Annotated in this window: 22 protein-coding genes and 1 pseudogene; 4 read left to right on the forward strand and 19 right to left on the reverse strand. The window is 47.3% G+C overall.

The window, feature by feature from the left end; genetic code table 11:
* From AZ66_RS14880 to mtnB, 4 genes are all read left to right on the forward strand, one after another.
* A partial coding sequence (locus tag AZ66_RS14880; protein ID WP_044355555.1) for a pyrroline-5-carboxylate reductase family protein occupies positions 1–366 on the forward strand: 366 nt, incomplete at its 5' end.
* Positions 363–1,592 (forward strand): 2,3-diketo-5-methylthiopentyl-1-phosphate enolase, encoded by a 1,230-nt coding sequence (locus AZ66_RS14885; protein WP_044355556.1) that lies wholly within the window; start codon positions 363–365, stop codon positions 1,590–1,592. The genes AZ66_RS14880 and AZ66_RS14885, both read left to right, overlap by 4 nt.
* The gene (locus tag AZ66_RS14890; protein WP_044355557.1) at positions 1,589–2,272 is read left to right on the forward strand and encodes a 2-hydroxy-3-keto-5-methylthiopentenyl-1-phosphate phosphatase; all 684 of its coding nucleotides are present in this window, start codon (positions 1,589–1,591) and stop codon (positions 2,270–2,272) included. The genes AZ66_RS14885 and AZ66_RS14890 overlap by 4 nt, the downstream gene beginning before the upstream one ends.
* A gap of 44 nt (positions 2,273–2,316) precedes the next feature.
* Complete coding sequence (mtnB, locus tag AZ66_RS14895; RefSeq protein WP_021259161.1) at positions 2,317–2,961, forward strand: methylthioribulose 1-phosphate dehydratase; 645 nt, start codon at positions 2,317–2,319, stop codon at positions 2,959–2,961.
* 87 nt (positions 2,962–3,048) lie between these two features.
* Here the strand turns inward: mtnB and AZ66_RS14900 are convergent, their stop codons facing one another.
* The 19 genes and pseudogenes from AZ66_RS14900 to AZ66_RS14980 all read right to left on the reverse strand — a co-directional run.
* Positions 3,049–3,636, reverse strand: a complete 588-nt coding sequence (locus AZ66_RS14900; protein ID WP_044355558.1) for an O-fucosyltransferase family protein — start codon at positions 3,634–3,636, stop codon at positions 3,049–3,051.
* Positions 3,564–3,959 (reverse strand): hypothetical protein, encoded by a 396-nt coding sequence (locus AZ66_RS31895; protein WP_197081711.1) that lies wholly within the window; start codon positions 3,957–3,959, stop codon positions 3,564–3,566. The genes AZ66_RS14900 and AZ66_RS31895 overlap by 73 nt, the downstream gene beginning before the upstream one ends.
* A gap of 342 nt (positions 3,960–4,301) precedes the next feature.
* Entirely contained in the window at positions 4,302–4,982 is a 681-nt protein-coding gene (locus tag AZ66_RS14905) for a DnaD domain-containing protein (protein ID WP_044355559.1), read from the reverse strand.
* Between the two features lie 186 nt (positions 4,983–5,168).
* Entirely contained in the window at positions 5,169–6,464 is a 1,296-nt protein-coding gene (gene asnS / locus AZ66_RS14910; protein ID WP_044355560.1) for an asparagine--tRNA ligase, read from the reverse strand.
* Positions 6,465–6,486: 22 nt separating this feature from the next.
* Positions 6,487–7,692, reverse strand: coding sequence for an acetate kinase (locus AZ66_RS14915; protein WP_021259165.1), 1,206 nt, complete (start codon positions 7,690–7,692; stop codon positions 6,487–6,489).
* A complete protein-coding gene (locus AZ66_RS14920) occupies positions 7,689–8,561 on the reverse strand; it encodes a 3-hydroxyacyl-CoA dehydrogenase family protein (RefSeq protein WP_021254644.1) in 873 nt (290 codons plus the stop codon). Before AZ66_RS14920 ends, AZ66_RS14915 begins: the two co-directional genes overlap by 4 nt.
* A 131-nt stretch (positions 8,562–8,692) precedes the next feature.
* Positions 8,693–10,213 carry an AAA family ATPase gene (locus tag AZ66_RS14925; protein WP_021259166.1) on the reverse strand — a complete coding sequence of 507 codons (1,521 nt, stop codon included), beginning with the start codon at positions 10,211–10,213 and terminating at the stop codon, positions 8,693–8,695.
* Complete coding sequence (locus AZ66_RS32695) at positions 10,185–10,472, reverse strand: hypothetical protein (RefSeq protein ID WP_231586881.1); 288 nt, start codon at positions 10,470–10,472, stop codon at positions 10,185–10,187. The genes AZ66_RS14925 and AZ66_RS32695 overlap by 29 nt, the downstream gene beginning before the upstream one ends.
* Before the next feature lie 2 nt (positions 10,473–10,474).
* Positions 10,475–10,747, reverse strand: coding sequence for a hypothetical protein (locus AZ66_RS32700; RefSeq protein ID WP_231586882.1), 273 nt, complete (start codon positions 10,745–10,747; stop codon positions 10,475–10,477).
* A 245-nt stretch (positions 10,748–10,992) separates the two neighbouring features.
* Positions 10,993–11,511 carry a hypothetical protein gene (locus AZ66_RS14935; RefSeq protein ID WP_044355562.1) on the reverse strand — a complete coding sequence of 173 codons (519 nt, stop codon included), beginning with the start codon at positions 11,509–11,511 and terminating at the stop codon, positions 10,993–10,995.
* Positions 11,512–11,526: 15 nt separating this feature from the next.
* Positions 11,527–12,837: an amidohydrolase gene (locus AZ66_RS14940; RefSeq protein ID WP_044355563.1), complete on the reverse strand. Its 1,311-nt coding sequence runs from the start codon at positions 12,835–12,837 to the stop codon at positions 11,527–11,529.
* Positions 12,834–13,481, reverse strand: coding sequence for a redox-sensing transcriptional repressor Rex (locus AZ66_RS14945; protein WP_021254649.1), 648 nt, complete (start codon positions 13,479–13,481; stop codon positions 12,834–12,836). The genes AZ66_RS14940 and AZ66_RS14945 overlap by 4 nt, the downstream gene beginning before the upstream one ends.
* A gap of 16 nt (positions 13,482–13,497) precedes the next feature.
* Positions 13,498–16,368 (reverse strand): ATP-dependent DNA helicase DinG, encoded by a 2,871-nt coding sequence (gene dinG, locus AZ66_RS14950; protein ID WP_044355564.1) that lies wholly within the window; start codon positions 16,366–16,368, stop codon positions 13,498–13,500.
* 145 nt (positions 16,369–16,513) lie between these two features.
* A complete protein-coding gene (locus AZ66_RS14955; RefSeq protein ID WP_044355565.1) occupies positions 16,514–17,170 on the reverse strand; it encodes a tetratricopeptide repeat protein in 657 nt (218 codons plus the stop codon).
* 204 nt (positions 17,171–17,374) lie between these two features.
* Positions 17,375–17,761, reverse strand: coding sequence for an aspartate 1-decarboxylase (panD, locus tag AZ66_RS14960; RefSeq protein ID WP_021254652.1), 387 nt, complete (start codon positions 17,759–17,761; stop codon positions 17,375–17,377).
* Between the two features lie 10 nt (positions 17,762–17,771).
* Positions 17,772–18,662: a pantoate--beta-alanine ligase gene (gene panC, locus AZ66_RS14965; RefSeq protein ID WP_044355566.1), complete on the reverse strand. Its 891-nt coding sequence runs from the start codon at positions 18,660–18,662 to the stop codon at positions 17,772–17,774.
* Positions 18,659–19,528, reverse strand: coding sequence for a 3-methyl-2-oxobutanoate hydroxymethyltransferase (gene panB / locus AZ66_RS14970; RefSeq protein WP_044355567.1), 870 nt, complete (start codon positions 19,526–19,528; stop codon positions 18,659–18,661). Before panB ends, panC begins: the two co-directional genes overlap by 4 nt.
* 334 nt (positions 19,529–19,862) lie before the next feature.
* Positions 19,863–20,831: a biotin--[acetyl-CoA-carboxylase] ligase gene (locus AZ66_RS14975; protein ID WP_044355568.1), complete on the reverse strand. Its 969-nt coding sequence runs from the start codon at positions 20,829–20,831 to the stop codon at positions 19,863–19,865.
* Positions 20,828–21,033, reverse strand: a pseudogene (locus AZ66_RS14980) (CCA tRNA nucleotidyltransferase); the annotation flags it as partial. The pseudogene AZ66_RS14980 and the gene AZ66_RS14975, both read right to left, overlap by 4 nt.

Raw genomic sequence — 21,033 nt, forward strand, 5'->3', positions numbered from 1 at the left:
GGCATCGCAGTAGAAGTTGAAGAGCAGCATATGAATATTGTGACAGGCTTGTCTGGTAGCGGCCCAGCTTATTTGTACTATGTCATGGAAGCGATGATGCAAGCAGCTGTAGAAGGCGGACTTACAAAAGAGGATGCGCGGGATTTAACCGTCCAGACTGTTCTAGGTGCGGCTGAAATGGTACGGCTAACACAGGAGGAACCCGCTGAGCTTCGCCGTAAGGTGACCTCCCCTGGCGGCACGACCCAAGCTGCCTTAGACGTGATGAACACCCATCATGTAAATAAAACCATTGTATCTGCTGTGCACCGCGCTGCAGAGCGATCTCAGGAAATGGAACACCAAATTGGGAGGGAAATTGAATGAAAGATCACTGCGTCGCCACCTATCGGCTGTTCGATGATCGTGCAGACTTTCATAAGAAAGCCGAAGGAATTGCCGTTGGATTGACGGTCGGGAGCTGGACCGAGCTCCCTGAGGCGAGAAAGGCCGAGATGTCGAAGCATCTCGGCAAGGTAATCTCGATTGAGGAACATCCATCAGATGTTCTTGGGGAACGCTACGCGGATATTGCAATTGCTTATCCGGACATTAACTTTAGTCCTGACATTCCTGCCCTACTCGTTACGGCGTTCGGCAAGCTGTCCATGGATGGTCGGATTAAACTTCTCGATATTGATTTTTCCGATACATTTACAGCTTCTTTTAAAGGGCCTAAGTATGGAATCTATGGAGTTCGCGAACTGCTGGGCGTCCATGACCGCCCACTGTTAATGAGCATTTTCAAGTCTGTCATCGGTCATGATCTAGCAGCATTGAAGGAGCAGTTCTACCAGCAAGCACTTGGCGGAGTTGATTTGATCAAGGATGACGAGATTTTATTTGAAAATCCCCTCACACCGATCGACATGCGTGTCCGCGCATGTATGGAGGCTGCCGCTCGTGCCGAACAAGTGACGGGCAAGAAATTGCTGTATGCCGTGAACTTAACAGGGTCTACGTTCTCCCTTCGTGATCATGCACTCCGCGCAATCGAAGCTGGAGCAAATGCCTTGCTCTTCAACGTATTAAGCTACGGGTACGACGTCCTGCATGGATTGAGCCAAGATCCAGATATTACAGTTCCAATCGCAGCTCATCCTGCACTTGCCGGTGCCTACTACCCAGCGAAGGAGCATGGAATTGCCGCCCCACTTCTGCTTGGCAAACTCATGCGATTAGCTGGTGCTGATCTCGTACTCTTCCCTTCCCCATATGGTTCGGTAACAATGCCGAAAGAAGAGACGCAAGGGATCCGCCACGCTCTGACAAGTGTGAATGATTCATTTGAAGCGATACATAAGAGAAGCTTCCCTGTGCCTTCCGCGGGTATACATCCTGGCTTGGTTCCGTTTATTATGCAAGATTTCGGCAACGATGTTGTCGTCAATGCCGGAGGCGGTATTCACGGCCATCCAATGGGAACAGCTGCAGGAGGACACGCATTTGTCGATGCCATTGATGCCGTCTTGAAGGGTAACACCTTAGAAGCAAGAGCCGCAATCTCTAAACCATTGGCTGCCGCAATTGGATTGTGGGGTGTGAAGAAGTGAGCGCCGAGAAGAAGCTTCGAGTTGTCTTTTGTGATTTCGACGGAACGATAACTGAAAATGATAACATCGTGTCAATTATTAGACATTTCAAGCCGCCTGGATGGGACAAAATCGTGCAGGACGTCATCCATGAACGCAAGTCGATTCGCCAAGGGGTCGGAGAAATGTTCGCCCTGCTCCCTTCTTCCTTGCAAGAAGAGGTTATTCAATACGCCGTAACACAGGCACGCATTCGCCCTGGTTTCGAGCAATTCGTTCAGTTCTGCCAAGCAGAAGGGATCGAACTATATATTACAAGCGGCGGCATCGATTTCTTCGTGTATCCGCTGCTGAAGCCTTTTCAAATACCTGCCGATCACATCTATTGCAATGGCAGTGACTTTAGTGGTGATAAGATTCAGATTACATGGCCGCATTATTGTCAGCCGCCATGTACGAATGATTGTGGGATGTGCAAAACAACTATCGTGCGCCGCTTCCCTAAGGATCAGTATGAGCGTATTGTCATAGGCGACAGCGTCACTGATTTTACCGCAGCCAAGTTAGCTGATTTCGTGTTTGCCAGAGCGCAATTAATCGAACGATGTGATGAGCTTCAGCTCCCATATGCGCCGTTCCAGACGTTTTATGATATTATTGAACATTTGAGTCATTCCAATACACAGATAACTCATCCGTAGATCGGATGATGAAGTGGATGAAGTGAAGGGAGCCAAACTATAGAATGAATACGCATACGCTCACTTTAGAGCAGAAGCAGCGAGCACTTGCCGAGCTGCGAACAATCAAAGAGCAATTTGCCAGCCGCCACTGGTTCCCAGGAACAAGCGGTAACCTCTCCGTTCGTGTTGGTGACATACAGGAAGAACACTTCCAATTTGCCATCACAGCCAGCGGCAAAGACAAATCGGTCCATACTCCCGAAGATTTCCTGTTCGTCGATGAGAATGGCCGTGCAACGGAAGCCACTCATCTCAAGCCTAGTGCCGAGACCTTAATTCATTGTGAAATTTATCGACTCACTGGATGTGGTGCCATCTTCCACGTACATACGGTATTCAACACGATCGTATCTGATTTATATGGGGATCGTGGTGCTGTACCCGTCGAAGGCGTGGAATTAATTAAAGCGTTTAATATTTGGGAGGAAGACGCACAAATTCACATCCCTGTTGTACCTAACTACGCTGATATCCCCCGTATCGTACCCTGTGTTACAGCGTCTCTTGACCCCCTTATTCCGGGTATTCTGCTGCGGAAGCACGGTATATATGCTTGGGGTGCCAATGCCTTTGAGGCCAAACGTCATCTGGAGGCATTCGAATTTTTATTCGAATATGTATACCGTAAACAAGCACTTCATCAATAAATTCTAGCTATTGTTCCATAAAACAGATAAGGCCCTCAGTCACAATAGACAGAGGGCTTTATCATTCATGTGCAGGAATGACCACACCTATACGCAAGGAAACCACATATCCCAATAGGGTTGATACGTTGGAAATAACTCCATCGCATCTGGATGATAACCACGATAATGACGCATGTAACCCGCTAAATATGAAAAGGATGAGGAATGTGGGCCAATAAAATAAGGAGCATGAATACATACGAGCCAATCGACCAACGCTTGTTCCTCTAAACATAAGGAGTCAAATTTCTGCTTCAGATCCGGGCATCCTTCTAACACTATTTTTTTATTATAAATCATAATATTCCCGTTTTTTTCCACTATCTCTTTTTCTATCGCCGCATACTCTTCATCCGATAAACCGGATGCTAAATACATAGCTGATACCTTTTGCTTAGCCTCCATACAAGCATAAATACAGTGAAGCTGACTTTCCGCATAATGTTCTAAGCCCATAATTTTAATATCAGAGATTAGCAATAAATCTTTTTCAATTCTAAGATGAGCTGCTATCCACTGATGCTTCTCGGATAGGTTAGAGATAATGAAATTAGATAATTCTACGATATGCTTAGCGAAAGGAAAGGCATTGGCAATGAACAATCCGCTATTTTTATTTTCGATTGCAGACATCTGGCGGATGGATACCTTTTACAGTTAACCGCTTGATTACGTACTTCTGCATGTACTTCTTCAGCGCGTTTCACATCAATCTGTCGATTTGACAGTAATTGCTGCAACGCATGTACATCAACGAAGCAATCGATTGCAATGCTTCGAAAATACGGAGTAACATCAAAATCCACCGAGGTTCTCGTTTGAACCTTTTGTAAAAGGATTCCTGCAGGAGAGCCCTCGCTCGCATGATATAACGCTTCACCAACAGCACGAAAAACGGACATTAACTGATTGCAAAGTCCTTCAGATCCTTCTGCACTATTTTGAAAATAAATCATGCTTTGTTCCTCCATAGCGATCTAAACAAAACTCACATAAAAGCATTTTGAGAGCTCCAGATTGAATATATCGTTTCGAGTAAATAAAGGAAAATCAAGAAAGGTAAAGATCCAGGTAAAAATAATATATGTAGAGGTTATATCAAATGAGAAGTAAAAGGCGGAGATTTTTATACATTTCCATATCAAGGTCAAAATCAAGCTATCAGTGTTCGTCCATAGATACATGATCGTAGAACCAAATTAAGATTATGATCTGAGATTGCCGCCGAAACACCATTACAGCCTCTCTGCAGCAACCCCAGAATTATTTTCCCATGCAGACTTACAGGAACTCATACCTCATCTTCCACTAGAACGGAATTTCTGTGTATAAGCCTTCGCATCTTCAATCGAACGAACGCGGTTGCGGCTCCATTCCAGCAAGATGCGATCCACATAGCGAAAGTGCACCTTACCTGCAAAGACGGCTTCCTTCAACGCTAATAAAATCAGTTCCTCTGGATAGTGATCCTGATCAATCCACCCAGCTATCGTCTCACATTCCATTGGTGAAAGTGGACGACCGAATTCCTTCTCGAATATATTGAACAGATTCGGCTGATCCGAATCCGTTAAGGCAGATGATTGTCTGAGTCGCTGACGTTCCGCTCGTATCTCTTCCGTCACGAGCACAGCCATCTTCTCCCATAATCCAGTCAGATTATAACGCTCATATTGAATATCCGTAGCCGCATCGATCTCCTCATCAATGCTAATAAATCCATCTTTCAACAGGCGCTGAAGTGATTTGATCACAAGTTCTGGAGCTGTTCCCATTCGTTCCTGCAGCTCATCAATCGTCGGAAAGTCCTTCATTTCCTGCTGCTTAAAGCCCATAAGCTGAATGAGCAGCATAGCCTCCGTATCGTTCAGCTTCAACTGCCGATAACAGCGCAGAAGATGGTACGGCACACTGGTGCTGCCTGATTGCATGCCTAGCGCCATCCCTTTAGCAAAGGTGCGAAAAGCGTCTCCACTCATACAATAAATCCCCTCTCCGCTTCACTACCCCTCTATTGTCTCATACGAACGGCTATTTGATAAGCACTAAATTGGCAACGTTTACAAACAGTAGAAATAGGGCTTTTTCACTAGTGAAAAAAACGCCCCGCATCGCTGTTGCGATACGGGACGATCTTCATAAAATGTGTAATCCAAGCAATGTGCTTATGGGTACAAGCGATACAACAAGCGAGGGAACGGAATTGTCTCACGAACATGATCCAATCCACAGATCCAAGCTACTGTACGTTCCAACCCGAGACCAAATCCGGAATGTGGAACAGTACCGTATTTGCGCAAGTCCATATACCATTGGTACGCTTCTGGAGACAGTTCATGCTCCTTGAAGCGTTCTTCCATTAAGGCAGGATCATCAATACGCTGAGATCCACCAATGATCTCTCCGTAACCTTCTGGAGCGATCATATCCGCACACAGAACGACTTCTGGACGGTTCGGATCTGGTTTCATGTAGAAGGCCTTGATGTTCGTTGGGTAATGCGTGATGAATACAGGCGTCTCATACTTCTCAGCGATTGCCGTTTCATGCGGTGCACCGAAGTCCTCACCCCAAGGAATATCGTATCCTTGCTCTTGCAAGAATTTGATTGCTTCATCATACGTAATGCGTGGGAATGGCGCTACACATTTCTCCAGCTTGGAAGTGTCACGGCCAAGCGTTTCCAGCTCCGGACGGCAGTTCTTCAGCACAGATTGTACGATATGCGATACGAATTGCTCCTGCACCTTCAGGTTCTGTTCATGATCGACGAACGCCATTTCCGGCTCGATCATCCAGAACTCGATCAGGTGACGGCGCGTCTTCGACTTCTCAGCACGGAACGTCGGTCCGAACGAGTATACCTTACCGAGTGCCATTGCAGCAGCTTCCATGTACAGCTGACCACTCTGTGTCAAGAATGCATCTTCTTCGAAGTATTTCGTATGGAACAGCTCTGTCGTCCCTTCACAAGAAGAAGGCGTCAGGATCGGAGGATCCACCAGTGTGAAGCCCTTCTCATCGAAGAATTGCTGTACCGCACGAATGATTTCTCCACGGATCGTCAAGATGGCATGCTGCTTCGGTGCACGGAGCCACAAATGACGGTGATCCATCAAGAAATCAACACCGTGTTCCTTTGGCGTAATTGGATAATTCTCTGTAATCTGAATGATTTCCACATTCGTTACAGTCATTTCAAAACCGGACTTGGAACGTGGCTCTTCACGAACTGTCCCGGTTACATACAAGGAGCTCTCTTGTGTTAAGCTCTTCGCCGCTTCCCAGACTTCTTCCTGCACTTCACTTTTCACTACAACACCCTGGATAAATCCAGTACCGTCACGCAGCTGCAGGAATTGAATCTTGCCGCTGGAACGCTTGTTGTGCAGCCAGCACCCCATGCGGACTTCTTCGCCCACATGGCGGCTAACTTCGCGGATGACACAAGTCGTCGTCATCGATCGCTCTCTCCCTTACGCATTATTTCGATTCTTGTACAAGGCGATAAGTATCCCGTGCAATCATAAGCTCCTCGTTCGTAGGAACGACAAGAACTTTGACCTTGGAATTCGGAGTCGAAATGAGACGCGGTTCTTTCGAACGAATCTTATTCAGCTCCGGATCAATTTCAACGCCCAAGAACGTCAGCTTCTCGCATGTTGCTTCACGGATTACGATGGAGTTCTCACCCACACCTGCCGTAAATACGATCACATCTACACCGTCCATCGCTGCAGCATATGAACCGATGTACTTGCGCAGGCGATATACATACATTTCGAATGCCAATGTAGCATTTGGTTCGCCCTCAGCCATTGCATCCGTAATTTCACGCATGTCGCTGGACAAGCCAGAGATTGCAAGCAAGCCGCTGTGCTTGTTCAACATGGAGTTGACTTCGTTGACCGTTAAGTCTTCCTTCATCATAGTGAATGGTACGACAGCTGGATCCAAGTCACCACTGCGCGTACCCATCATCAATCCTTCAAGCGGAGTCATACCCATCGAAGTGTCGATCGATTTGCCGCCTTCAACCGCTGTCAAGCTACCGCCATTACCGATATGGCAAGTAATGATCTTTAAGTCTTCGAGCGGGCGTCCAACAACTTCAGCCGCACGTTGGCTTACATAGTTGTGGGAAGTCCCGTGGAAGCCGTAGCGACGAACTTTGTGCTTCTTATAGAGCACCTTCGGAATCGCGTACATGTATGCCTTCTTAGGCATCGTTTGATGGAAAGCAGTATCGAACACAACTGCTTGCGGTACGTCCGGCAAGTTCGTTTCTACTGCCTTAATACCCATCATGTGAGCAGGGTTATGCAGCGGAGCCAGATCGAACAGACGACGGATTTCCGTTTTGACTTCGGAGTCAACCAATACGGAATTGCTGAACGATTCACCGCCGTGCACGACACGGTGTCCAACAGCTTCAATCTCGTTAATCGTCTTAACTACGCCAACCTTAGCATCTGTCAGCTTGTCCAATACTTTACGAATCGCAATCGTATGGTCAAGAATTTCACTTACTTCTGTAATTTCATCCGTGTGATGCGGTTCGTGAATGAGAATGGAGGAATCCATTCCGATACGTTCTACACGGCCTGCTGCCAGTACCGATTCGTCCTTCATATCATACAGCTGATATTTAAGTGAGGAGCTGCCTGCATTGATTACGAGTATTTTCATAGTCTATCCCCATCCTTATCATACTTGAAAAATCCGACGCCCGACTTCACGCCGAGGTGGCCTGCGCGCACCATTTTTTTCAACAATACGGACGGACGATATTTAATATCGCCGAACTCGCGGAACATGCGCTCCAACGCTGCAAGTATGGAATCCAAGCCGAAACGGTCAGCCATTTCAAGCGGCCCGTATTGGAAATTATATCCGATTCTCATCGCGCTGTCGATATCTTCTGCAGAAGCGACGCCTTCTTGCAATTCATGCAATGCCTCATTGATGAGGAGGCAGATCATGCGTGAAGTCACAAAGCCTGGCGACTCATAAACCATGATGCCTTTCTTTTGCACAACTTCTTCAACAAAACGTTTAGTTTCATTGAATGTAGTGTCAGAAGTTTTCAACCCGCGGATAATTTCCACGAGATCGACTTTGGATACCGGATGAATAAAGTGCATGCCAATAACACGCTCAGGATACTTCGTTGAGCTTGCCATTTCTGTCAAGGACAGTGTAGATGTGTTGCTCGCCAAGATAATGCTGCTTGGGCATACGCGATCCAATTCAGCGAAGACCAATTTCTTCGCTTCCAGATCTTCAGATATTGTTTCAATTACCATATCGCATGCACTCAGTTCCGCCAGATGCGTCACTTTATGTATGCGCGAAAGAATTAATTTTTTCTCGGCCTGTGTGATTGCCCATTTTTCAAGCTGCTTGTCCAGGCTCGTTTCAATCATTTCATACGCGTGGTCCAGCTTCTCCGGCGATTGCTCCACCAACAGCACGTCCAAGCCTTTGACAGCAAGCATTTCAGCAATGCCTTGGCCCATTGTACCGCCGCCGATGACGCCGATCTTTTTGAAAAACATGGTTTCTTCCACCTTTCCTGTTGCTATGCTCTGCATAGTGTACCCGAGATGATGGTTTCGTTATCAGTGCATAGGTACCTCACCTTATCTTATCATGAATATGAGAGCAAAAAAGAAAAACCAGCGTGAAATCACGCTGGTAATTGTTTCTTGTCACATAACAGACACCGGAACGTATCTCCGTTCACCAATTCCTCTTCCAACAGACGCTGCAAACATCGCTCAAAAGCATCTTGGTGCTGTTCCAACAATTCACGCGTTCGATAGGTCAAATCTACCATAATCGTCTGCGTTTCTTTTGTCAAGACATCTGGTGAGAGATGTTTCAAACGTACAATGCCGAGATCCGTCAATCCTGCATTCACCATCGTCTCTACAATGTTGAGTGCTTGATCGAAGTCCCCCTGAGAACCCGTACTACGGTTGCCGTAGAACAACTCCTCTGCTACCGATCCGCCCAGCGCAATGATGATTTGGTCCTCAAGAAATGGCTTTGTATACAGGTAGCGATCTCCCTGTGGTTGATGTCGGACATAGCCTAATGCTTGACCGCGAGGGCTTAACGCAACTTGAGATACGCTTCCCGGCCGGACAAGCTCTGCGGCTATCGCATGTCCAAGTTCATGAATCGCCACCCGGCGTCGTTCTTCCTCATTCGTCTCTCGATCACTCTTCTCTCCCATTAACGCCTTATCAATCGCAAGCGAGAGATGCTCCATCGTAATCGCCTCTTGCTCCTGACGCATTGCATAAATAGCCGCCTCATTCAAGACGCTCTCTAATTGAGCGCCTGAGAAGCCAAACGTTTCTTCTGCAATTTGATCCAGACTTACTTCTTTCGCCAGTGGCTTATTTGCAGCATGCAGCTCCAAAATATGCTTGCGTCCCTTCTTATCCGGCATATCTACTTGGATATGACGATCAAAACGGCCTGGGCGCAGCAATGCACTGTCCAGCATCTCTTTACGGTTCGTGGCTGCCATTACTAGAATGCGCGGCGACTCATCTGCATACAATCCGTCCATCTCCGTCAACAGCTGGTTGAGCGTCTGATCATACTCTTTTTGTTGCCCACCTTCACGCTTGCCGCCGATCACATCAATTTCATCAATGAAGATAACTGCATTTTGTTTTTTCTCTTTCTCTGCACGCTGTCTTGCTTCCTTGAACAGCTCTCGTACACGACCCGCTCCGACACCCACATACATTTCAACAAACTCACTGCCTGACACACCAATAAATATCGCATCAGCATAATGGGCAGATGCTTTCGCCATTAACGTTTTCCCCGTCCCTGGTGGGCCAGTTAACAATATCCCTTTCATAGGACGAATCCCGAATTTACGAATGTCATCTGGTCGAACCAGAAAATCAAGAGCTTCAATCAATTCATTCTTGGCTCTATCCTGCCCGCCAATACGATCGAAGCTCATTTCACTAATCTGATTATTGCCTTGCTTCGCACGCCCTGACGAACGCGCCAAGCCAGCTTGTCCTCTGCGATTTACAAAGAGCAGAAGAGCAGTAATCGCGGCAACTGCTGCGATGACCGGCCATATATTAACTCCAAGATAACTGACAAATAATATCGCTGGGATCACAATCCCTAATGCCAATTCCCAACTACGAACGGATTGCCGTTGCTTTTTCATTAGGCCATACCCCCACAGGCGATGCTTGCAAAGGAAGCAATACGGTTTTGCTTCCTTTCTCATCCTTGAGTTGAATATACACATATCGTGAATCCATTTCCGTGTGAATCTGAATACCTGAATTTTGCTGCTGCAGTTCCTTCAACCTAACAGGAATATCGCTGTATTTCTGATGTACCATTGCATCTGCAATGTCGAACATTGCACGTGACCATAACTTATCTATGAGCGGCGTGCTCTCATCATTCAAGTATTCCAATTTTACTTTTTCCCGTTCGAATTCTGTTGTAGCTCGTCTGATACTCGTTCAATTAGGCTGCTAATATTAGTGCCATCCTTGCTCTTCAGCTTCACTTGCAGCGCATCGGGATACCATTGAACATCATACTGCGTAATTTCAGCATGCTGCTTCAATATTCGTTCCACAGGCTGCTTCACGAAATTACGTTCATACAGTGTCCAACCTCCAAATAGTGCAACAGCTGTCGTGACCATAATGAGCAAAGTAGGCATGATTCGTATCTTTTTCGCCATGCTGAAACCTCCTGTTGCAAATATATATATCAATACCCCTAGTAAACTCTTTCTGATATATCAAGAGTATATCACATATGTCACTTCAACTATGGATGTAATGTGTACCATGATTGCCATCGAAATGGAGTTACTCCAACACAAAAAGCGCTGCTGCTTCGCATAGCGTACAATATGTACGTCTTATGCAAAGCAGCAGCGCTGCAAAATTGCCTATTACTCGTTATTAGCTAACATTGAATATGTTATTTATTAGGCAGCGTATAAACATCCCCTATTGAGGAACCATTCGCAAATGAATAGAAATGATAGAAGTAATGGACAACCCCTTGTTCATCTTTGCGTTTGACCAAAGCTTGCCATACGTATTGATCATCCTTATATGCTGGCGTAATGCGAATTACATCCGCATCCGGATATTGGGCTTCTATCTGGGCTTGAATCGTCTCTTTAGAGGTTGATTCAGCCATAGGTGTTACCTTATCAGGTAGTACCCACACGGTCTGCTCCTGACCATGTTCGTCAGTTCCCCGCACCATATATACGACTTGATCCCATACACCCTTCTCCACTTCTGTCACATTTACGAGCTTCACTGCTTCATTCGCCCGCTTTATTATTTCCGTTTCCTTGACCCGTTCGTCCTTATTGATGTATTGCACATACTGATAAGAGGCGAAGAACAATCCGACTAGAAATAAGAGAACGAGTACCGGAATCAACCATTTCCTATGCGATCTCCGGCGTACGCGTCTTCTCTGCATGAATTCTCCTCCTGCCTATCTTGCCAGCAAGCCATCAAAGCATTGCTGCGCCTCGCGAAGGATTCGTTCTTCATCCATCGTCAAGCATTCCCCATTCTTCACGACCTGCTTGCCGTCAACCCATACATGCTTGACATCTTTCGCAGACGCTGAATATACCATGTGAGATACCAAGTCGGTATGTGGTAGGAAATGAGGCTGATCAATATCTACCGCAACGAAGTCAGCCTTCATGCCTACTTCAAGCGCCCCAATATCGTCAAGGCGAATGGTCTGCGCACCATAGATCGTTCCCATGCGCAGTGCCTCTGCAGCAGGAACCGCAGTTGGATCGCCGGACACCCCTTTATGAATCAAGGCCGCTAGGCGAATTTCTTCGAACATATCCAGATTGTTGTTGCTTGCTGCACCGTCTGTACCCAAGGATACAACAACACCCGCACGCAGCATCTCAGGAACACGAGCGACACCGCTCGCAAGCTTCAGGTTGCTTCCTGGATTGTGGGACACCGCAACTTGATATTTCGCAAGCGTCTCAATCTCTTCGTCCGTCAAATGGACAGCATGCGCAACGAAGGAAGGACGCGAGAAGAATCCGAGCTTCTCCAAATGCGCAACCGGACGCAGTCCATAATCCTTCACGTTCTGTTCAACTTCTGCCTTTGTCTCTGACATATGTGTGTGTAATGGCAAATCCAGATCATGAGCAGCCTGTACGAAGCTCTCAATAAAGGCCGGAGGACAAGTATACGGAGCATGCGGCGCCATAATCGTGCGAATGCGGCCGTCTGCCTTTCCGTTCCAATCCTTCGCGAATTGAATCGCCTCGTTCAGCTTCTCGCGCTGTACATCCTCTGGGCATAAGCCAATCGCACCGCGCATAAGCGATGCACGGATACCGGATTGCTCACATACCTTCGCTACTTCGTCCATGTAGTCATACATATCTACGAAGGTTGTTGTACCGCCCTTCAGCATTTCGATCACAGACAGAGCTGTTCCCCAATAGACATCATTAGCCGTGAACTTGCCTTCCATTGGCCACATTTTCTCCTGCAGCCATGTCTGAAGCGCCAAGTCATCACCATACCCTCGTAGCAGCGACATTGCAGCATGCCCATGTGTATTAACAAGGCCGGGAATGAAAAATAGACCTTTGCCGTCGATGATTTCAGCATCAACTGCTGCATATTGCTCCGGCAGCTCCGATCCAATATGAACAATGCGATCGTTCTCTACAACCATGAAACCATGAATGGAGGACTTCTTCGCACTTGAAGATAAATCGGCGAACATGCCATTTTTAATAATGATTCGGTGTGTCATTCGGCGGGTACTTCCTTTCCATTATCAGATAAATAATAGGCCAAACTGAACAAATCCGTTGTAAAATCGGCAGTATGCACACGGATATTCGAAGGAACCCTCAAAATGACAGGCGCAAAGTTCAAGATCGCTTCTACTCCCGCCTCTACAAATTGATCAGCTACATACTGAGCCTCTGTAGCAGGAACCGTGATAATCCCGATGCGGATTTGCTTCTCGCGTACCGTCGTAATTAAGTCAGACATAGGCTGAACTTTCAGGTTATTTATCTCGGTATTGATTTTGGATTCCTGTGCATCGAACACTGCAACAATCTTCATATTATCTTTCAAGTATACGGTGTAATTACAGAGTGCGTGACCTAATTTACCTGCACCGACCAATCCAACATGGATAACTTGATCCAGTTTCAAAATATGTCTGATTTGTTGAATCAAATACGATACATCATACCCAATGCCCTTGCGGCCAAAGTCGCCGAAATACGCTAGATCCTTCCGAATTTGCGCAGGATTCAAGTTCAGCTTCTGTCCCAAATCTTGAGAAGAAACTGTGAGTACTTCTCGCTGCTTTAATTCCAATAGATGACGTAAATACACGGGTAATCGCCGAACGACAGCTTCTGATATCTTTAGTGCTTTCATTCTGAACAAGCCCCTCTCATCGCTCTCCAATGCCTCTTTGATTATGGTCTAGCCACGTATCAATACGTGGTACAAGTTGTTCTGTTGCCATATGCTCCATTTTTGGGCCAGGCAGCGAGTAAAGAAAATGTTTGCCGTAGCTTGTCTCTATTACACGAGTGTCATAAATGATGACAATTCCCTTATCCTGCGTCGTACGCACAAGGCGGCCGAATCCTTGCTTGAAGCGAATTACAGCCTGTGGTACGGAATATTTGCGGAATGGATTCTGATTCATCCGCTTCAGCCGATCGCACTTCGCTTCCACGAGTGGATGATTCGGTGGCTGGAATGGCAGTCGTACAATCGCAAGACATGTCAACGCATCTCCTGGAATATCAACGCCTTCCCAGAAGCTGCTCGTTCCTAGCAGGACTGAATTCGGCTGATCTCGGAATCGGCGTGTCAGCTTGCTTCGGTTGCCGCTGTCAATCCCTTGTCCAAGCACTTGAATGCCATGCAGGCTAAGCGCCTCCTTCAGCGGTTCATACACATCCCGCAGCATGCGGTATGACGTGAATAAGACAAGCATACGTCCTTCTGTTACCTTGGCTACATCAGCCAAGGACTGCATCAGCGTCGAGTTAAACTTGGCATCTGATGCTCCCTTCACACTAGGGAAGTCACGCGGGATGACAACAAGTGCTTGCTCCCGGTAGTTGAACGGCGACGGGAGTATGACCGTATTTAGACGACCATCCCGCTGCGCATCCTTCAAGCCAAGCTGTTCAGCTACGAATTGGAATGATTTATCAACGGACAATGTAGCAGAAGTTAAGATTACGCTCTTCTTCGGCTCGAAGAAGTATCGCTTCAGCGCTTCGCTTACATCGACAGGGACCGCATACATTTGCATTGATTTATGCTTGTATTGGAGATTGCCCTCCATCCAGTACACGGTATCCGCATCCTTGCCTTGCATAAATTCACGGAATTCATCGCGAAGCTGCCCTATGTCCTTGAATAAACCTGTCACATCAGCCGTAACGCCCTGCACTTCATCATCATCATAATCCTTCCATTCATTGACGAGCTTCTCCCCCGAACGAACAATATCACTTAAACGCGTGTGAATATCGCCTTCGAGCTCCGATACGGAGCTCCATCCATCAGGACGATTGCCAGATGGCAGCCGGAGAACAGCTTGCCCGCCTTCCGCCTGCCCCGCTTCATTCATGGAAGGAAGCATTTGATAGAGCAGCTCATGCAGCCGATCCCATTGATCCTTAACATCAACAAGCTGTGTTAACAGCTTCTCGATCCCTTCAGCCCATACGAGCGCTTTTTCATTGCCTGACAAGCGAAGACGCTGCTGCAACAATACAAGCGCACCATTTTTGCTGTCTTTGAACAATTGGGTCAGCGGATGAATGAGTGAAAAATATTGCAAGTGAATGCCTAAATGTTTGCCTGCCGTTTCTTCGAAGTGATGTGCTTCGTCTACGACAAGCTGCTCGTATGCGGGGAGCAAACGATGCTCCGCAATCACGTCCGTAAACAATAGGGAGTGATTCGTTATAATAATGTCCGATAAATTCGCATCATTCTTCGCCCGGTGGTAGAAGCACCGACGGAACCAAGGACATGCGCGATTCAGACAGGAATCACTATCACTGGCAACGGTATCCCAGAAGTCTGCACCCTTATGAACGAAATGCAGTTCTTCGTCATCTCCATGCTCCGTCTGACTGAGCCACACCAGCATTTGAGCAGCTGTCAAACTATCATCGCGTGCATGTACATACTCTCTATTACTTATTTTATGTTCAAATTTTCTCAAACACAAATAGTGACTGCGGCCTTTTAATACGGATGCCTTAAATGGAACCGGCACAATCTTCTCCAAGAGCGGCAAATCACGCTGTCTCAGCTGTTCTTGCAGATTGATTGTGTGTGTGCTAACAATCACTTTGCTCTCTTGAGAAACACTCTGATATATGGATGGCAGCAAGTACCCAAGCGACTTGCCGGTACCAGTTCCCGCTTCGATTAGCAGGTGATGCTCTTGTTCGAAGCACTCCATCACTTCATTGAACATCTGCTCCTGCGATTCGCGCGGCTCATAATTGTCCAATTGGCTTGCCAGATTCGTCTTGACCTGATCCAGGAACTGGGCGAAGGTAACCCCCTTAAGCGGGTTCTCTGCTGAAGAATCACGCGGCGCCTCCGTCTCTGTCCAATCCGCTTGCTTCAACGTCAATTGGCGGAACGGATAATACCCTTCTTCTTCTGTCCAATCAGACACCTCGCGCTCCTGAAGCTTCTCTGCGAGCAACCACTTCAAGTCCCGCTCCTCTTGATCGCCAAAGACATCAACGACGCGCTGTAGCGTCAACAACGGAAGCTGGTCAATCGCTTCTAAGCAGCGAATAAATATATCTGCTGTCGCCCTCGCATCACTATCTGCTTGGTGTGGCCGATCATGAACAATTCCCATCTCATGTGATACAGAGCCAAGCTGGAAGGAAGGCAGCGATGGAAAGAGGATGCGAAGCAGCTCAATTGTATCTAATATACGACCCGTGAACGGCAAATATCCTGTCTGTTCCAACGCCCTGCATAGGAATTGATAATCGAAGGCCACATTATGGCCGACCAGTACGACATCCCCTAACAAAGGAACAAGCCCCGTCATGGCATCATCAATATCCGGAGCATCCTTCACATCTTCCTCGGTAATGCCAGTGAGCTGCGATATAAATTCCGGTATGGGAACAGTTGGCCGCACAAGCGTATGATATTCGTGTTCTATCTTCAAATCATGGCCAAGAATAACCAGACCAATTTGAATTATTTCATCGTTCGGCTGACTGCCGGTCGTCTCAAAATCCAAAACAGCAAATCTCATCTCAATAGCTTTCCTCTCACAATTTCTGTTCTTAGCATAACAGATGTTTGGGCGTTTGGAAATGACTAGAGGGAAACATCTGTGCGTATTTTTTCCACACAGACGTTCCCCTCAGATGTCATGAATCATTGATATTACATGCATGTTATTGGATATGCATCATGTGCTCGCCGCCGAGTTCAAAATGGCCATTTTTGGACTGGCATACCTTCAAATTCATAATCGGTTCCGGCAGAGCCGGATCCCATTCATGCGCTTTCAGGAAGCATGCTTCTGCCTGTGCAAACTGATGCTGCTTCGCATGAATGCAGCCAAGCGCATTGCAGGCAATCGCCTTCATGCTGTTGTTGTCAGTCAATGGTATGATAAGTTGAAAATGATGTCCTGCTTCCTGACAATTCCCTAAATGCAAGTGCGACATCGCCAAATATGCGCGCACCTCGATATTCTCCGGCTGATTCTTAGCCGCCTGTTCCAAAAACAAAACTGCTTCCTTATACATCATGAGCAAATAATACCCCTGACCCCGTTGATAGGGATCCCCATAGTCCGGAATGGCTATTTTGCTCTCCTTCACTGGGCATGGCTGTACGAGTACTGAGCTTCCCTTACCTACTTTGGGCCTTAACAATGACAGACGCTCTTCGAAGCGCAGCCACTCCTCCACAATATGGTCACTCATGGAGCGAAGTAGCGACACTTGATGATCGAGTTCCTGTTTTTGCTTTCCCTTCGCATGCGGGTATTGAGCAATCACTTCATCCAACAGTTCATTCATGGTCTCGAATACATGTTGCAGCACGATTCCATCCCACCTTCACAAGTGTTGCGTATCGTTGTCTTATCGGCTCACGTTCATTGTGTGTCTCACAGCTAAGTTTCATTCGGTGCTCCAACGATTCCCGTGCGCTGGCTTCCGTTGTCAGTGAAGCAGAGCAGCAATACGTCCTGTATGGTAGCGCAAGCAAGTAATTCGTCCATAAATCATGCCCCTAATCGAAATGCATTAACGAATGGTTGAATGCTCTTCTGTTAGATTCATTACTTCAACTGGCTTGTTATCTCCATCAACAAATACAATATTCGGCTTGTATTGACGCGCCTCTTCATTCGTCATGGATGCGTAAGAAATAATAATGACATTGTCCCCTGGTTGTACCAATCGAGCTGCCGCACCATTCAAGCAAATCACTCCTGAATGCTTAGGCCCTGGAATCACGTAAGTTTCTAAGCGAGCTCCATTATAATTGTTTACGATCTGAACTTTTTCATTCGCCCAAATATCAGCCAGCTCCATTAAATGCTCATCGATCGTAATACTCCCAACATAGTTCAGATTTGCTTCTGTCACCGTAGCACGGTGAATTTTGGATTTCATCATTTCGCGCATCATCTAGTTCACCCTACTCTCCATGAGTTAACATACGATTATCAATTAATCTTGTACGACCGAATTTGACTGCAAGTGCAATCAAAATATTGGTGCTTCGCTGATCTAGCGACATCTCAGGCGCCAGTGGCTCCAAGTCTGGGAAGCTCAATACTTCAACATAGTCGATGTCTGCCAGCGGCTGCTGTGCTATCATGTCCTTCATCTTCTGCTGAAGCATTGGGGCTGTCAGCTGCGGATTCTCTTCAAGCCAGACGTCAACTTGACGCAGTGAGCGGGATAGAACGAGCGCTTGTGCCCGTTCTTCCTCAGACAAATACACATTGCGTGAGCTCATTGCCAGACCATCTGCTTCGCGTACAATCGGACATGGAACAATCTCAACTGGGAAATTCAAGTCCTCCACCATGCGCTGAATGACAGCAACCTGCTGTGCATCCTTCATACCGAAGAAGGCTTGATCTGGCTGCACGAGGTGGAACAGCTTCGCAACCACGGTTGTCACACCGTCAAAGTGAACCGGACGCGTAGCACCGCACAGCGGACTTGTAATGTCATCCACATGAACTTTGGTTTTGGTAGGTGTAGGATACATCATGTCTGGTGTTGGCATGAATACGATATCCGCACCATGTTTCTTCGCTACTGCCTGATCCCGCTCTTCGTCACGAGGATACTTCTCATAATCTTCGTTCGGCCCGAACTGAATCGGATTGACGAATATACTTAGGACTACAATATCGCATTGACTGCGAGCCTTGCTTAACAAGCTCGCATGCCCATCATGCAAATACCCCATCGTCGGAACGAAGCCAACGGTTGGGTCTCCGTCCGGACGTCTATGTTCAAGCTTCATGCGACGCAGCGCGTCTCTCAGCTCTTGTATGGAATGTACGGTAATCATGGTGTCTGCACCTTCCCACTTCCGTATAATTGTCCTGCTAATTCCTCATCTGCAGCGAATACATGCTCCTGGGCTGGGAATGTGCGCTGCTTCACTTCTTCTACATAAGAAGCAAACGCTTCACGAATGGTCGTTCCTACATCCGCATATGTTTTTACGAACCGCTTAGGACGATAGTCTGCATCATATCGTACGATATCATGGAATACGAGCACCTGCCCATCACATTTGACACCGGCTCCGATTCCGATTGTCGGAATCTCTAGCCGTTCTGAGATATAAGCAGCTACCTCATCCGTCACAAGTTCTAGTACCACACCGAAGGCTCCTGCTTCCTGCAGTGCTAGGGCATCTTCAAGCAATCGCTGTGCATCTTCCATCGTCTTGCCTTGGATTCGATATCCTCCAATTTGATGTACCGATTGCGGGGTCAACCCGATATGTCCGAGTACCGGCACACCTGCCTGCACACAAGCCTTGACCATAGGTGCAATCTCCGCCCCGCCTTCCATTTTAACAGCCGTTGCGTGGCCTTCTTGCATAATGCGGCGAACTCCATTCAGCGTCTCAGCCACCGTGCTGTGGTAAGTCATGAATGGCATATCTGTCACAATGAACGTGTTCGGCGCTCCCCGGCGCACTGCCCGGGAGTGGTATACCATATCATCGATCGTAACAGGCAATGTAGAATCATAGCCTAGCACGACATTGCCCAAGGAATCACCGACGAGGATAATATCGACGCCCGCTTCCTCTGCCAATCGGGCAGTAGGATAATCATAGGCTGTCACCATGGCAATGGGATCGTTTTGTTTCTTCATCGTTTTCATTTTAACAATACTTAGCGGCTGCTTCGGTTTGTTCATTCGTTCTTCATCTCCTTCAACGTCTCTTTGGCGCATTTTCAACACAATCTTCCATCGTTTTTCTTACCTGATAGTGTTGCTGTGCGCATTTTTCTTAGTGTGTGCAAAACAAAAAACCTTTTAGCATTTCCACTAAAAGGGTCCATAAGAAAAAAGAGGTCGCAAGCGGACGTCCTTCTGTCTCGGTCCCTTCGGCTCAGAGCAGAAACGTGCTACACGTTCGTCAAGGAATATGCATTTCTCTTCAATCTTCCTTGCTGTGTGTGGCCGGTGCGGTTCCTCGAGGATACCGCCAAGCCGACACTTATTATACCAGAGTTTATTCCTACTTACATCACGTAAAGTGTACATCCCCGGAAAAAATTTTCCGGTAACAACCATCCTCGCCCAGCACGATAAGCGCTCCGGAATCATCAAGTCCCTGTGCAACCCCAGATACGATTCCGTTCGGGGTCGTCACCGACAGACTGCGTCCAATGGTTACGCTTTGCGCTTCCCATAGCGTACGGATCGGTGCAAATCCTTGCTCAACATACAGCTTGTATAGCTGCTCTAATTCAAATAAACACTCTGCAAGCAGTGAGGCACGATCAATTTCCTTACCCGAAGCAATTTTGAGCGATGTCACTTTAGACCTCAATTCCTCTGGATAGTCATGCTCTTCCAAATTTACACTGATGCCAACACCCGCAATAACATGAACAAGTCGCTCATCCTCAGCTGAAGATTCTGTCAGTATTCCGCATACTTTTTTATCTTCATACAAAATATCATTGGGCCACTTTATTCCTAAATCCACTTCAGTCATACGCCTCATTGCGCGGCATAACGCAACTGCGGATAGCAGTGTCAACTGCGGCGTGAATTGAAGCGGAATTTGTGGGCGGAGTATCAGGCTCATCCATATTCCCTTGCCTGCGGGAGAGTGAAAGCTTTTTCCCTGTCTACCTCGCCCCCCTGTCTGCTCCTCTGCGATAATGACCGCACCATCTGCCGCTCCTTCCAGTGCCCACACAGCCGCTTCGTTCTGCGTCGATTCCGTACGGGCAATGATACGAAGCTGTTGACCCAGCTTGCTCGTCTTCAGTTTCGCAAGCAGCGACAATTCATCCAGCTGCGTTGGCATTTGAACGAGTCGATAGCCCAGCTTCGGCACAGCTTCGAATTCGTAGCCCTTCGAACGAAGACGATTGATTTGCTTCCACACGGCGGTACGTGATATATCAAGTCTCCGGCTAATCTCTTCACCGGATATAAACTCTCCTGGATGCTCATTGAACCATGCTAGTAATTGGTCACTCATTGTTCATTCCACGCTTTCCTTACGTAGTCAAGCAGAGCCTCGCGCTCATTAGCAAGTTCCCCTAATGCTACGGAGAGCCATACCTGCTCCAAGCATTGGCGTAGCCATGGCCCTGCCATCCGTTCTGTGGCTTGCAATACATCCGAGCCCGTCAGGGCAATATCTCGCAAGCCCCGGACGGAAATGTCCTCCAGCCAAGCCT

It is taken from the genome of Paenibacillus sp. E194 (genome assembly GCF_000935845.1).
In the GTDB taxonomy this organism is placed as follows: Bacteria; Bacillota; Bacilli; order Paenibacillales; family Paenibacillaceae; genus Paenibacillus_B; species Paenibacillus_B alvei_B.

What these genes read in the sequence shown, in the direction of transcription:
- AZ66_RS14885 (WP_044355556.1), top strand. Translation starts at nt 363, where the DNA reads ATGAAAGATCACTGCGTCGCCACCTATCGGCTGTTCGATGATCGTGCA.
- mtnB (WP_021259161.1), top strand. Translation starts at nt 2,317, where the DNA reads ATGAATACGCATACGCTCACTTTAGAGCAGAAGCAGCGAGCACTTGCC.
- AZ66_RS14900 (WP_044355558.1), bottom strand. Translation starts at nt 3,636, where the DNA reads ATGTCTGCAATCGAAAATAAAAATAGCGGATTGTTCATTGCCAATGCC.
- AZ66_RS31895 (WP_197081711.1), bottom strand. Translation starts at nt 3,959, where the DNA reads ATGATTTATTTTCAAAATAGTGCAGAAGGATCTGAAGGACTTTGCAAT.
- AZ66_RS14905 (WP_044355559.1), bottom strand. Translation starts at nt 4,982, where the DNA reads ATGAGTGGAGACGCTTTTCGCACCTTTGCTAAAGGGATGGCGCTAGGC.
- asnS (WP_044355560.1), bottom strand. Translation starts at nt 6,464, where the DNA reads ATGACGACGACTTGTGTCATCCGCGAAGTTAGCCGCCATGTGGGCGAA.
- AZ66_RS14915 (WP_021259165.1), bottom strand. Translation starts at nt 7,692, where the DNA reads ATGAAAATACTCGTAATCAATGCAGGCAGCTCCTCACTTAAATATCAG.
- AZ66_RS14920 (WP_021254644.1), bottom strand. Translation starts at nt 8,561, where the DNA reads ATGTTTTTCAAAAAGATCGGCGTCATCGGCGGCGGTACAATGGGCCAA.
- AZ66_RS14925 (WP_021259166.1), bottom strand. Translation starts at nt 10,213, where the DNA reads ATGAAAAAGCAACGGCAATCCGTTCGTAGTTGGGAATTGGCATTAGGG.
- AZ66_RS32700 (WP_231586882.1), bottom strand. Translation starts at nt 10,747, where the DNA reads ATGGCGAAAAAGATACGAATCATGCCTACTTTGCTCATTATGGTCACG.
- AZ66_RS14935 (WP_044355562.1), bottom strand. Translation starts at nt 11,511, where the DNA reads ATGCAGAGAAGACGCGTACGCCGGAGATCGCATAGGAAATGGTTGATT.
- AZ66_RS14940 (WP_044355563.1), bottom strand. Translation starts at nt 12,837, where the DNA reads ATGACACACCGAATCATTATTAAAAATGGCATGTTCGCCGATTTATCT.
- AZ66_RS14945 (WP_021254649.1), bottom strand. Translation starts at nt 13,481, where the DNA reads ATGAAAGCACTAAAGATATCAGAAGCTGTCGTTCGGCGATTACCCGTG.
- dinG (WP_044355564.1), bottom strand. Translation starts at nt 16,368, where the DNA reads ATGAGATTTGCTGTTTTGGATTTTGAGACGACCGGCAGTCAGCCGAAC.
- panD (WP_021254652.1), bottom strand. Translation starts at nt 17,761, where the DNA reads ATGATGCGCGAAATGATGAAATCCAAAATTCACCGTGCTACGGTGACA.
- panC (WP_044355566.1), bottom strand. Translation starts at nt 18,662, where the DNA reads ATGATTACCGTACATTCCATACAAGAGCTGAGAGACGCGCTGCGTCGC.
- panB (WP_044355567.1), bottom strand. Translation starts at nt 19,528, where the DNA reads ATGAACAAACCGAAGCAGCCGCTAAGTATTGTTAAAATGAAAACGATG.
- AZ66_RS14975 (WP_044355568.1), bottom strand. Translation starts at nt 20,831, where the DNA reads ATGAGTGACCAATTACTAGCATGGTTCAATGAGCATCCAGGAGAGTTT.